Source organism: Citrobacter sp. ABFQG (assembly GCF_004322975.1).
Classification (GTDB): domain Bacteria; phylum Pseudomonadota; class Gammaproteobacteria; order Enterobacterales; family Enterobacteriaceae; genus Citrobacter; species Citrobacter freundii.
In genome coordinates, this window is the sequence record NZ_CP036435.1 from 1,104,281 (window position 1) to 1,116,321 (window position 12,041).

Consider the following 12,041-nt stretch of genomic DNA (forward strand, 5'->3'; position numbering starts at 1 on the left):
TCATATGTACTGTGAATTTATTAAAATAGTAAATATCGCTGCTTTAATTTTGTCATTATCATAAGTTCGAATGTTTTATTTTAAAGAAAGGAAGTGTGATCTGCGTAGTTATTCTTATTAGGTATTTGTGCCCAAAGTGCTGAGCAGAGGAAAACCTATTATGTTTACTGAATAGTGTGACAAGGATTATATTTTTATCAGATAGATCATGTGTGCTCTTTCACTTCGCCTGATATTACTCACAATAAGATGATAACGAAGTGGACGGAGTCGAATGATGAAACCCGTTGTTCTGGTTGTGGATGATGACGTGGCAGTCTGCTCGCTTTTACAGGATGTGCTGAACGAACACGTCTTTGCGGTGACCGCTTGTCACACCGGGCAGGAGGCGTTGCGCTGCATTGAGACTCAGCCGGAGATCGCGCTGGTATTGCTGGATATGATGTTGCCCGACATCAACGGTCTGATGGTGCTGCAGCAGGTGCAAAAGATGAGGCCCGGATTACCGGTGGTGATGCTGACCGGGCTTGGCAGCGAGTCGGATGTGGTGGTCGGGCTGGAAATGGGCGCTGACGACTATATCGGTAAACCGTTCAATGCGCGGGTGCTGGTGGCTCGGGTAAAGGCGGTGCTCAGACGCGTTGGCGTGTTAACGGCAGAAAACGGCGGCCCACAGACCACGGGGCTTTCTTTCAATGGCTGGCATCTCGATACCGCCGGTTGCCAGCTTCGTAATCCTCAGCAGTTGAAGGTGGAGTTGACGCAGGGGGAATACAGCCTGCTGTTGGCGCTGGCTCAAAATGCCCGCCGGGTGCTGAGCCGGGAACAACTGCTGGAGCTGACGCGTAGCGACAGTGTTGAGGTGTTTGACCGCACTATTGACGTGTTAATCATGCGCTTGCGGCGAAAAATAGAGATTAACCCGCATCAACCGATGTTGATCAAAACCCTGCGCGGGTTGGGTTATGTGTTTGCCGCCGACGTGCAGCATCACGATAAGGCGGCGTAATCGTGTGCAGTTGCCGGATGCGGCGTAAACGTCTTATCCGGCCGACAAAAGCGACAACGATCCCGTAGGCCTGATAAGCGCAGCGCATCAGGCGTCAACCATTTCTGCTTTTAACTCTGCCAGCGTCTTCGCGCCGTCTATCGCATTGGCGCACAGCAAGCTTGCCCGCGCACAGGCGTGTGCCAACCTGACGCTGTCCGTCAGCGACCAGCGCTCATGACAGCCATACAAGAATCCGGCGCAAAACGCATCACCCGCCCCGACGCTGCCAACGATCTCTTCCTGCGCCAGGTACTGCGACGGGATCCAGACGCCCGGCAGATCCGGCGCTTCACCCCAGGCACCTTCCGGACAGTGAATAACCACCCGCTGGCGTACCCCTGCATCCAATAATTCGCGCGCGGCGGTAGCGATATGCGGGATATGCAGCTCGCCGTTGGGCTGGCGGATCTCCAGCCCGCTAAATTCTCCGGCTTCCAGCTCGTTAATCACCAGATAATCGAGATGGCGCAAGGCTGGCATCACCAGTGGCTGGTAGCGCGGGTCGCCCTTGCGTGAGACCAGATCCAGCGATGTTTCAAAGCCGTTGTCGCGCATTTGCGCCAGCAGCCTTGCGCTACGCGTCCCGTACTCCTTATCCGGCATGTCCAGACTGTCGAGCAGCAGCAGATATCCCAGATGGAAGATTTTCATCGAGGTATCCAGTTGCTCAAAAGCGGGCAAATCCAGCAGTCTGTTGGCGCCCGGCGAGTGGAAAAAGGTGCGCTGACCGCTGGGATCGGTCATCACCTGCGACATTGACGTGGGCGCGAATGTCGTGCGCTGCACGTGTTGGCGATTAACGTGATACTGCTCCAGCATCGCCATGATGTAGTCGCCATCGCTGTCCTGACCGATTAACCCCACCGCCTGCAACGGCAGCCCAGTGTGCATTTTTGCCAGCGTCAGCAGCACATTAAGCGGCGCACCGCCCGTGGCGCGTTCGCTACGGGTGATTTCCGCCAACCAGCCGCGTTCCGGCCACTGTACAATTTGATGCACATGATCGACCAGCATGTTGCCTGCGGCGATAACGCCTTTGCGTTCCATCAGACCCGTCCCGCGCTGCCAAAAATGCGCATCTGTTCTGAAACGGTATCGGTAATGGCTTCCTCAATGCCGAGCAGCAGTTCGGCGAATTCGTCGTATAAGGGCTGACGATTCGCCATCCGCGTCTCCACTGCCGACAGCGCCGCCTGCGACATGCCGGTATAGAAGTTGATTTTGTGAATGCCGAGTTCAATTGCGCGCTTGAAATCGTCGTCGCTGATGCCGGAGCCACCGTGCAGTACCAGCGGGATTGCCGCCTGCTGGCGAATGGCGTCCAGACGCGGGAAGTCGAGCAGCGGTTCGCCTTTATATTTGCCGTGGGCATTACCAATGGCGACCGCCAGCGCGTCAATCCCGGTTCTGTCAACGAAATCACGCGCCAGCATTGGGTCGGTAAACAGTGATTCGTCGGCATGACCGTACAGCGCACCGCCTTCATCGCCACCGACTGCGCCCAACTCAGCTTCCACCGACACGCCGACGGCGTGGCACATCTTCACCACTTCGCGGGTCTGACGGATATTTTCTTCGTACTCCAGCGTGGAGCCATCGAACATCACTGAGCTGAAACCTAAGCGTAACGCTCGCACCACCGACTCAAAGTGCAGGCCGTGGTCAAGATTCAGCACTACGGGAATGTCATGCCGCGCGGCTTCGAATTTGACCGCTTCGACCAGAGAATCCAGCGAGATATATTTAAAATGCACCTCGGCAATGTTGATAATAAACGGCGAACGTTCTTGCTTTGCTGCGGCAAACAACGCGCGCAGGAAATGTGAATCCAGAACGTTAAACGCCCCTAAGGCATAGCGGTGCTCGCGGGCATGGGCAAGGCCATCAGCGAGTGAGATCAACGGCATAATGTGCTCCTTGGTTAGCGGAACAGGCGATATTCGTTACACAGCACCAGCAGCGCCGGTTCGTCTTCTTCAATGTCGTTGTAGCGGGAAATCGGTTGCAGAAAATGGTTGTCGTGGTCGTCGTCATTAACAGAAGAGACCTCGCCAACCAGCACGTCGCCAAAACCTTCTTCCGCCCAAAAGCTGTGATACAGGCCCGGCGGCAGGCAGATGCTTTCACCCGGCGTCAGGCGCAGTTGACTGCCTGCGGCATGGGTTTGCCGACAGCCGTCAATTACCACGCTAACGTCGCTGTCTTCCGTTTGCTCGCGGATCCCTGCATTCCACAGTTCTACAATGAGATTGCCTCCGCCGCGATTGATAATGTCTTCGCGTTTGCGCCAGTGAAAATGCATCGGCGTGACCTGTGCATCGCGAACATGCATGATTTTCTCGGCGTAGCATTTCTCGTAAGGCATGCCTTTCGGCGAACCATTACGCAGGGTGAACAGCGTTAATCCTTGCGCGGCGAAATTGTTGCCGCCAAACGCGGTGACATCCCAACCGAGCTTAAGGTCGAACACTTCGCTCCAGGCAGCGGCATCAAGCTTGCGCCATTGGGTCGGGGGGAAGCTGGCAAAAGGGGGGAGATGCACGTCGTGCTGAGAGAAAAACTGGCGCGTGTGGCCAAGGATCTCGTTTATTGCGGAGCGTTTCATCGGCTGAATCCTCCTTAATATAATGCCGGATGGTGCCGCGCTTATCCGGCCTACAAATTCATAGCGATCTTGTAGACCGGATAAGGCATCTTTGCCGCCAACCGGCGTTGTTGTGGCGGGCTATTTAACCGTCCAACCCTTATAACTGCCGACGTTGTTTTTATCGATCATCGTCACTGGGATCAGCACGGGTTCTTTCGGGGCGGGTTTCCCCTGCAATATGTCATAGCCGATTTCAACCGCTTTGGCAGCCATCACCTGCGGATCTTGTGCCGGAGTCGCCACAAATAGTGAGTTTTCGCGCTTCAGCGCTTCTTCACCGTCTGGGGATCCATCTACGCCGACAATAAAGAATTCGCTACGCTGCGCCTGTTTTGCCGCCAGATCGGCGCCGATCGCCGTGGGATCGTTAATGGCGAATACGCCGTCGATCTTCGGATTCGCCGCCAGCAACGCGGTCATGATCTCCAACCCGCCTTCGCGACTGCCTTTGGCGTTTTGGTTATGCGACAGCACCTTAATGTCCGGGTGGCGTTTAAACTCAGTCTGGCAGCCTTCCACACGGTTCTGGACGGCGGAAACCGGCGGCCCGTTGATGATGACGACGTTGCCTTTCCCTTTCAGACGGTCGGTAATGTATTTACAGGCCATTTCGCCTGCCTGAGTGTTATCGGAAGTAATGGTCGCGTCTGCGCCTTCCGCCGCTACGTCAACGGCAACCACCACGATCCCGGCGTCTTTCGCGCGTTTAACCGCCGGGCCAATGCCTTTGGAGTCGGCGGCGTTAAGGATAATCATGTCGACTTTGGCGGCAATAAAGTTGTCGATTTGCGACACCTGTTGCCCCAGATCGTAGCCGCTGGAAACCAGCGTTACTTTAACGCTATCACCTGCCAGTTTGCGTGCTTCCAGCTCCGCGCCTTTGGTGATCTGCACGAAGAACGGGTTGGCCAGATCGCCCACCGTAACGCCGATGGATTTCAGTTCTTTTGCCTGCACAAATGGAGCTGCAGCAAGCAGGGCGCCAGCACAGAGCGCGGTCACTAATGGCTTCAAACGCATACTCGTTTCCTCACGTAGGGTATTGTTGTTATACGCCTGATGGCGCTGCGCTTATCAGGCCTACGAATGAGTAGGCCAGTAAGCTTGTCTATGCACTTTGATGGTGTCGGGTACGGTATTTGTCGATAAGCACCGCTATGATGATCACCGCCCCTTTGATCACCAATTGCCAGAAATAGGAGACGCCCATCAGCGTCATGCCGTTATTGAGCGTGGCAATGATCAACGCCCCCACCAGCGTGCCGGTGATGGTGCCGATCCCGCCAACAAAGCTGGTGCCGCCGAGGATCACCGCCGCGATGGCGTCCAGTTCGTAACCCATACCTAAGTTGCCGTTGGCGCTGTACAGCCGCGAGGCGCTCATCACCCCGCCAAGACCTGAGAGCAAACCGCTCATGCCGTAGACGAACAGCAGCACCAGCCACACTTTGATACCGGTTAAGCGCGCGGCTTGCATATTGCCGCCAACCGCATAGATATGAACGCCGAGTGTGGTGCGCCTAAGAATGAACCAGCACACCACCACCACCGCCAGCGCAATGACCACCAGCCACGGAACCGGACCGAGATAGTTGTTACCGATCCACTCAAAGCTGATGTTGGAGTTAATCACCGTCGTGCCGTCGGCCAGCAGGTAAGCTGCGCCGCGCAGCGCCGTATAGGTTCCAAGCGTGACGATAAACGGCGGCAGGCCGGCAAAAGCGACCAGCGCGCCGTTAAACAACCCCAGCACCATGCCGAGCAACAGTGCAGCAGGGACTGACAGCATGGCAAACTCAGGAATGAGAGAAACCACCATGGCTGCCACTGCGGTGGTGCCGAGAATCGAACCAACCGAAAGATCGATGCCGCCGGTTAAAATAATGAAGGTCATGCCAGCGGCCAGCACGATGTTGATCGACGCCTGGCGGGTAATATTCAGCAGGTTGCTTTCGGTAAAAAAGTTAGGCGCGATAAAGCCAAACACCGCCACTATCAGGATGAGAATCGGTAAGATACCGACCGTTTGCATCAGATCGCTCATCAGCATTTTTTTTGCGGAGGCGGATTTCGCCACCTGCTGGGGAGTGGTTGGATTATTCATGGGGCACCGCCTGATGATGGGAGTCGTTCACGCCGGTTGCCAGCGTCATAATATTTTCCTGGGTAATACTTTGTCCGTTCAGCTCGCCGGCAATACTGCCTTCGCGCATGACGTACACGCGGTCGCTCATCCCGACCACTTCCGGTAGTTCGCTGGAGATCATCAGGATCGCCACGCCTTTGCGCGCCATATCGTTCATGATCCGGTAGATCTCGCTTTTGGCGCCGACGTCCACGCCGCGCGTCGGTTCATCGAGGATCAAAATGCGTGGCCCGATCGCCACCCAGCGCGAAATCAGCAGCTTTTGCTGGTTGCCGCCGGACAAGCCGCCTGCGCGGACCTGGGCATGCGGGACGCGAATATTGAGCAATTTGATGGCGTCATCGGAAATCGCCTGCGCCTTTTTGCGATCGAGCATGCCCCAGTTCGCGTCACGTTCCAGCGTTGCCATGGTGATGTTTTCTGCCGCTGCCAGCTCTAAAAATAATCCCTGCTCTTTGCGGTTTTCCGTCAGAAAGCCAATGCCGTGGTCAATTGCTTCGCGCGGGGAGTGGATCACCACCGGTTCACCGTCCACTTCAATCATGCCGCCGATGGCTTTGCGCACGCCAAAAATCAGCTGCGCCAGTTCAGAACGCCCTGCGCCGACTAACCCGGCCAGGCCGACGATCTCCCCGGAGCGCACCAGCAAGCTGCACGGCTGGACCTTATGGCCGTCGGTAAGGTGATGGACGTTGAGGCGTGCTTTACCTAAGGGAATGTCGCGCTCTTTGTTGAACAGGTCGCTCAACGGACGGCCCACCATCATGCGCACTAGCTCCGAGGCGTTGAGTTTGTCGCGGGTCAGGCTGCCAACATATTGCCCGTCGCGCAGGACGCTGACGCGATCGGAGAGTTCGTACACTTCCGCCATGCGGTGGCTGATGTAGATAATCGCCATCCCCTCATCGCGCAGGCGCATGATCAGTTCAAACAGGCGGTGGGTTTCACGTGAGGAGAGGGCGGCGGTGGGTTCATCCATCACCAGAATGCGGCTGTTACGGTGCAGGGCACGGGCAATTTCAACCTGCTGCTGTTCGGCGATGGTCAACGTCATCACACGGTCGCTGGCCTTAAACTGGGCGCCGAGTCGATCGATGACTTTCTGTGACTGCATGACCATCTCTTTACGCTGGACCAGACCGCCGCGCGACAGCTCGCTGCCAAGAAAGATATTTTCTGCCACCGTCAGGTTCGGCGCGAGCTGCATTTCCTGATAAATCAGCGTGATGCCTGCGCTGAGTGCATCTTTGGGACCGCGAATGTGAAACGGCTGACCGTCAATCAGGATTTCACCGCTGGTGGCGGTATAGGCGCCCGCGAGGATCTTCATCAGGGTGCTTTTCCCCGCACCGTTCTCGCCCATCAGGGCATGAATCTCGCCCGGCCAGACCGTTAAATCGACCCCTTTCAGCGCGTAAAATTTGCCAAACGCTTTAGCAATGTTGCGCATCTCCAGAACCGGTGTCCTGCTCATGGCGGATCTCCTGTGGGGTTGCCGATATCAGCAGTCCATCACAGGAATGTAAATGCAAAATGTCAGAAGCCGTTCATATTTGTCATATTGCGATTTTTCTTCACGGAGCGTGATATGCCGCAACCGGGACGTCACTTTTTCGCCAGTGCGCGTGGACGATTGCTGTTCTTCAATCTGCTGGTGGTGGCGGTCACGCTGATGGTGAGCGGCGTGGCGGTGCTGGGGTTTCAGCACGCAAGCCAGATCCAGGAGCAGGTGCAGCAGCAAACCGTTGACGACATGACCGGCAGCATGAACCTGGCACGGGATACGGCGAACGTGGCGACAGCGGCGGTGCGGTTGTCGCAGGTAGTCGGGGCGCTGGAATACAAAGGGGAAGCGGAGCGGCTGCAGGAGACGCAAAGGGCGCTGAAGCAGTCGCTGGAACAACTGGCTACCGCACCGCTGGCGCAGCAGGAGCCGGGGCTGGTCGAGCGAATTATCCAGCGCAGTAATGAACTACAAAGCAGCGTGGAAGGGATGTTGCAGCGCGGTCAGCGGCGGCACCTGGAACGTAACGCGCTGCTCAGTTCGCTGTATCAGAATCAAAGCTATTTACGTCATCTGCAAAAGCTCACCGGCGCGCAGGACGATGTGCTGCTGGGGCAGATGGACCGCTTAATTGTTGCCGCCATCGACACGCCCACGCCGCGTTCGGTGGTGAAACAACTGGATGCAGTGATGCCCGCTCTTCCCTTGCTGCATGCCAATCCGCTGATTAGCGGTATCCTCAACGACTTCAACCAGGAGCTGCATAAGCTGGAGCCGCTCTCCTCCGCGCTGGAGCAAAGTGATTTGGCCATCAATTGGTATATGTTCCACATCAAAGCGTTGGTGGCGATCCTCAACAGCGATATCAACCAGTATGCCTCGCAGGTGGCGCTGATCTCAGAGCAGCGGGTGGCGCAAAACCATCAGGAACTGCAATCCGGCGCGTTGTTTATTTTAGTGTTTGCGCTGCTGGCGGTGGTGATCACCGGTTTTGCCGGGTGGTATATCTACCGTAATCTCGGTTCCAACCTGACGGCCATTTCGCGGGCGATGACCCGGCTGGCGCATGGGGAATCAGACGTCAGCGTCCCGGCCCTGCAACGGCGCGATGAGCTGGGCGAGCTGGCGCGTGCCTTTAGCGTCTTTGCCCGCAATACCGCGTCGCTGGAGCACACGACCCGGCTGCTAAAAGAAAAAACCAGCCAGATGGAAATCGATCGCACCGAGCGTCAGGGGCTGGAAGAAGCGCTGTTGCACAGCCAAAAGCTGAAGGCGGTGGGGCAACTGACGGGTGGATTAGCGCATGATTTCAATAACCTGCTGGCGGTGATTATTGGCAGTCTGGATTTGGTGAATCCGGAGTCGCCCGATGCGCCACGGGTCAATCGGGCGCTAAAAGCCGCCGAGCGCGGGGCGCTGCTTACCCAACGGCTGCTGGCCTTTTCGCGCAAACAGTCATTGCATCCCCATGCGGTGGAGCTGAAAACCTTGCTGGAAAACCTGGGCGAACTGATGCGCCACTCTCTTCCGGCCACGTTGACGCTGGAGATTGAAGCCCAGTCGCCTGCCTGGCCCGCGTGGATTGACGTAAGCCAACTGGAAAACGCCATTATCAATCTGGTGATGAACGCCCGTGACGCCATGGACGGGCAGGCGGGCACGATAAAAATCCGTACCTGGAATCAACGGGTCACGCGCAGCGACGGGCGCAAGCAGGACATGGTGATGCTGGAGGTAGCCGACCAGGGAAGTGGGATGTCGCAGGAAGTGAAAGCGCAGGTCTTCGAGCCATTTTTCACCACCAAACAGACCGGCAGCGGCAGTGGGCTTGGGCTGTCGATGGTTTACGGTTTTGTGCGCCAGTCCGGTGGCCGGGTGGAGATTGAAAGCGCCCCCGGGCAGGGAACGACTGTCCGGCTGCAACTGCCTCGCGCCGTTGTTCCGGTGCAGGCTCAAGTGGAAGCGGTAGCGCAACACACAACGACCAACGATGAAAAACTGGTGTTGGTGCTCGAGGATGAGGACGATGTACGCCAGACGTTGTGCGAGCAATTACACCTGCTGGGCTACCTGACGTTAGAGGCCGCCAACGGCGAACAGGCGATGCATATGCTGGCGGCTTCATCCGAGATTGATATTTTTATCAGTGACTTAATGCTGCCTGGTGGTTTAAGCGGCGTGGATGTGGTTAACCATGCCCAGGCACATTATCCGCAGTTGTCCATCTTGCTGATGAGCGGTCAGGATTTACGCCCGGCGCATAACCCGGCGCTGCCGGATGTGGCACTATTGCGTAAGCCTTTTACTCGGGGAGAGCTGGCGCAGGCGCTGCGGCATTCGCGTAATTGAGATTCCTCCGCTACCCGCGCAAATACGCTTTGGTTACCGTGGGGCGAGTTTCTTGATGAGGCTGGTTTTATGCAACGCTCCGCGACATTCCTTCTTTTTAGTTTGCTGATGCTGACCACCGTATCGGCGCAGGCGGATATTATCGATGACGCCATTGGTAATATTCAGCAGGCGATAAACGACGCATACAAACCGGACAACGGGCGGGATTATGATGATTCCCGTGATGAAAGCTGGCAGCGCCAGATGAGTGACGACCGGCGCAGGCAATATGACAATCGCCGCCGCCAGTTTGAAGATCGACGTCGCCAACTGGATGACCGTCAGCGCCAGCTTGATCAAGAACGGCGTCAGTTAGAAGACGAAGAACGCAGAATGGAAGAAGATTACGATCGTTAACTGTAACTATCTAAATGTAAGAATATTTTATCCCCTGTAAGGGATTTCGCTGTCAGCTCAACATCTCGCCATTTTATGTCAATACATGCACTTGAGCACAGTGCATGTAGGCATTGCAATCTCTCTATGCTTATGGAAAAGTCGCCTGGCTGTCGTCTTGTCGGCCGGATAAGATGTTTTCATCGCATCCGGCAAATTTCCTTACTCCAGCATAATCTCCATACCGTCATATCCTGCCTCAAACCCTGCGGGAAGCTGGTTTTCCATCATCCACAGGTCGAACTGATGGCTGATATGCGTCAGGATCACCCGTGGACAGCGGATAACGTCGTTCAACGCGATAACGGTATTTAAATCACAGTGATTGCGCGGTGGCTCGGTGCGCGGGGCATGGCTGCAGTCGATGATAATCACCCGGGGTTGGTTATTGTGGAGAAACTTCAGCGTCTTGTCGGGAAGTCCGGCGGTATCGGAGAGCCACGCCACGCGGCTATGTGCGGTCTCCAGCAGATAACCAAACGTCAGCTTTGAATGGTTGAGCGGTAGCGGCGTTACCTGCAATCCTTGCAGGTCAAACACTACGAATGGCGCGACGGTATGGCTAAAATCGAGGATGCCGGGATGCTTAAACAGATCGTCGCAACCCTGTTCATCCGGCGGTCCGTACACCGGGATAGTCGCCGCCACGCCCCAGCGCAGCGGAAACAGCCCCTGCACGTGATCCATATGATAGTGGGTCAGCAGAAACTGCTGGAAGCTGCCCACTGGCCAGTCGTCCATCAGATGCGGGATCCCTGCGTCCAGCAGCGTCACCGCATTGTTGAATTTGACCACCCCGCTACAAGGGCGTCGACGATATTGCGCCTGTAAGCGTGCTCGTTGGCAGGCCGCACAGTCGCAGCCAAATGTCGGCACCAGCTGTGCGCCGCCCGTTCCCGTTAGCGTAATGGTCAGACTCATGGCTCCCCCTACAGCGGTTTGGTGAAGCGAAAATGGCTCATGGTATAGCCTTCACGCTGGTAAAAACGGTGTGCGTCAAGGCGTTGGGTGCTGGTGGAAAGCTCGGTGACTTCTGCGCCCGCTTCGCGTGCGGCGGCTTCGGCCCAGGCCAGTAGTTGGCTGCCGACCCTTAACCCTCGTGCCTGCGGCATCACCACCAGTTCCTGGATTTCGCCAATCCAGTTGGCGTGGTGCAGATGAAACTGCAGGTGTAGACCGATCAAGCCGACGACCTGTCCGTCGATCAGTGCCAACTGGTAGTGCATATTGGTATCTTGCAGATTAGCGGCGTAACCAGCGCTAAAAGCCTGCAGGTCAAATTGACCCTGTTTCAACTCGCAGATGAGCGCGTAAACCGCATCGGTATCGTAGAGCGTGGCGCGGCGTAATTCACAGACAGACATGTTTCTTCTCCTTGCGTCCCATCAGTGCGAGCAGTGTATCGACAGACTGTAGCAAACTACCATCGTTATTCAGGACGTGGCAGTCATACGGGGCGTAGTGGGCTGCGCGTTCAAGACGGGCGGCGATTTCCGTTTCGCTCTCCCGCCCACGAGCCTGCAGGCGCTGGCGGAGAATTGCCGGAGAAACCTGTAAGCAAATGGGAAGCAAAGAAGCGCCATAACGGGCCTGCGCCTGGGGCAGATGCGCACGCGAGCCGTTGACCACCACATCAAAACCAGCGTGCAGCCAGAGGTCTATCTCCACGCCGACGCCGTAGTAGAAGCCGTTGGCGTGCCAGCTCAGCGCCAGCAGATTCTGCCCGGCGCGGGTAAAAAACTCTGGTTCACTTAGCGCAATATGATTTTCATTCCCGGCGTTGGCGGCGCGGGTGATGTAGCGATGCGCCACCAGCAGTTGCGCCGGTTCCTGCTGGCGCAATTCTGCCAGCAGACTGTCCTTACCGGAGCCGGACGGCCCCATCAGCCAGATCAGTTTACCCATA

General features: G+C 56.5%; 12 protein-coding genes. 3 read left to right on the top strand and 9 right to left on the bottom strand.

All coding sequences use genetic code 11. The annotated features are described in order from the left end of the window. The first annotated feature begins 277 nt into the window (after positions 1-277). Positions 278-1,009 (top strand): response regulator transcription factor, encoded by a 732-nt coding sequence (locus WN16_RS05400; RefSeq protein ID WP_044702176.1) that lies wholly within the window; start codon positions 278-280, stop codon positions 1,007-1,009. A gap of 87 nt (positions 1,010-1,096) precedes the next feature. Here the strand turns inward: WN16_RS05400 and WN16_RS05405 are convergent, their stop codons facing one another. The 6 genes from WN16_RS05405 to WN16_RS05430 form a co-directional block, all read right to left on the bottom strand. Further along, entirely contained in the window at positions 1,097-2,101 is a 1,005-nt protein-coding gene (locus WN16_RS05405) for a carbohydrate kinase family protein (protein WP_086529675.1), read from the bottom strand. Further along, positions 2,098-2,958: a ketose 1,6-bisphosphate aldolase gene (locus WN16_RS05410; protein ID WP_003031787.1), complete on the bottom strand. Its 861-nt coding sequence runs from the start codon at positions 2,956-2,958 to the stop codon at positions 2,098-2,100. The genes WN16_RS05405 and WN16_RS05410 overlap by 4 nt, the downstream gene beginning before the upstream one ends. 14 nt (positions 2,959-2,972) lie before the next feature. Next, entirely contained in the window at positions 2,973-3,656 is a 684-nt protein-coding gene (locus WN16_RS05415) for a D-lyxose/D-mannose family sugar isomerase (RefSeq protein WP_003031789.1), read from the bottom strand. 120 nt (positions 3,657-3,776) lie between these two features. After that, a complete protein-coding gene (locus WN16_RS05420; RefSeq protein WP_003826688.1) occupies positions 3,777-4,718 on the bottom strand; it encodes an ABC transporter substrate-binding protein in 942 nt (313 codons plus the stop codon). A gap of 88 nt (positions 4,719-4,806) precedes the next feature. Beyond that, a complete protein-coding gene (locus tag WN16_RS05425) occupies positions 4,807-5,802 on the bottom strand; it encodes a ribose ABC transporter permease (RefSeq protein ID WP_003031803.1) in 996 nt (331 codons plus the stop codon). Further along, positions 5,795-7,318: a sugar ABC transporter ATP-binding protein gene (locus tag WN16_RS05430; protein WP_003844755.1), complete on the bottom strand. Its 1,524-nt coding sequence runs from the start codon at positions 7,316-7,318 to the stop codon at positions 5,795-5,797. Before WN16_RS05430 ends, WN16_RS05425 begins: the two co-directional genes overlap by 8 nt. Before the next feature lie 114 nt (positions 7,319-7,432). Here WN16_RS05430 and WN16_RS05440 point away from each other — a divergent pair, with 114 nt between their 5' ends. After that, on the top strand, positions 7,433-9,697 hold the full coding sequence (locus tag WN16_RS05440) for a hybrid sensor histidine kinase/response regulator (protein ID WP_044702173.1): 2,265 nt from the start codon (positions 7,433-7,435) through the stop codon (positions 9,695-9,697). Between the two features lie 69 nt (positions 9,698-9,766). Next, the gene (gene yjdP / locus WN16_RS05445) at positions 9,767-10,096 is read left to right on the top strand and encodes a DDRRRQL repeat protein YjdP (RefSeq protein WP_003031807.1); all 330 of its coding nucleotides are present in this window, start codon (positions 9,767-9,769) and stop codon (positions 10,094-10,096) included. Between the two features lie 201 nt (positions 10,097-10,297). Here the strand turns inward: yjdP and phnP are convergent, their stop codons facing one another. The 3 genes from phnP to phnN are packed head-to-tail and all read right to left on the bottom strand — an operon-like array spanning position 10,298 to position 12,040. Further along, positions 10,298-11,056, bottom strand: coding sequence for a phosphonate metabolism protein PhnP (gene phnP / locus WN16_RS05450; RefSeq protein WP_044702170.1), 759 nt, complete (start codon positions 11,054-11,056; stop codon positions 10,298-10,300). An 8-nt stretch (positions 11,057-11,064) separates the two neighbouring features. Beyond that, positions 11,065-11,499 (bottom strand): aminoalkylphosphonate N-acetyltransferase, encoded by a 435-nt coding sequence (gene phnO, locus WN16_RS05455; RefSeq protein WP_044702169.1) that lies wholly within the window; start codon positions 11,497-11,499, stop codon positions 11,065-11,067. Beyond that, the gene (phnN, locus tag WN16_RS05460) at positions 11,486-12,040 is read right to left on the bottom strand and encodes a ribose 1,5-bisphosphokinase (protein WP_044702167.1); all 555 of its coding nucleotides are present in this window, start codon (positions 12,038-12,040) and stop codon (positions 11,486-11,488) included. Before phnN ends, phnO begins: the two co-directional genes overlap by 14 nt. Position 12,041 lies beyond the last annotated feature (1 nt).

Bases quoted from the DNA above. Each gene is read 5' to 3' on its own strand.
- WN16_RS05400 (WP_044702176.1), top strand. From the start codon at position 278: ATGAAACCCGTTGTTCTGGTTGTGGATGATGACGTGGCAGTCTGCTCG.
- WN16_RS05410 (WP_003031787.1), bottom strand. From the start codon at position 2,958: ATGCCGTTGATCTCACTCGCTGATGGCCTTGCCCATGCCCGCGAGCAC.
- WN16_RS05415 (WP_003031789.1), bottom strand. From the start codon at position 3,656: ATGAAACGCTCCGCAATAAACGAGATCCTTGGCCACACGCGCCAGTTT.
- WN16_RS05420 (WP_003826688.1), bottom strand. From the start codon at position 4,718: ATGCGTTTGAAGCCATTAGTGACCGCGCTCTGTGCTGGCGCCCTGCTT.
- WN16_RS05425 (WP_003031803.1), bottom strand. From the start codon at position 5,802: ATGAATAATCCAACCACTCCCCAGCAGGTGGCGAAATCCGCCTCCGCA.
- WN16_RS05430 (WP_003844755.1), bottom strand. From the start codon at position 7,318: ATGAGCAGGACACCGGTTCTGGAGATGCGCAACATTGCTAAAGCGTTT.
- WN16_RS05440 (WP_044702173.1), top strand. From the start codon at position 7,433: ATGCCGCAACCGGGACGTCACTTTTTCGCCAGTGCGCGTGGACGATTG.
- yjdP (WP_003031807.1), top strand. From the start codon at position 9,767: ATGCAACGCTCCGCGACATTCCTTCTTTTTAGTTTGCTGATGCTGACC.
- phnP (WP_044702170.1), bottom strand. From the start codon at position 11,056: ATGAGTCTGACCATTACGCTAACGGGAACGGGCGGCGCACAGCTGGTG.
- phnO (WP_044702169.1), bottom strand. From the start codon at position 11,499: ATGTCTGTCTGTGAATTACGCCGCGCCACGCTCTACGATACCGATGCG.
- phnN (WP_044702167.1), bottom strand. From the start codon at position 12,040: ATGGGTAAACTGATCTGGCTGATGGGGCCGTCCGGCTCCGGTAAGGAC.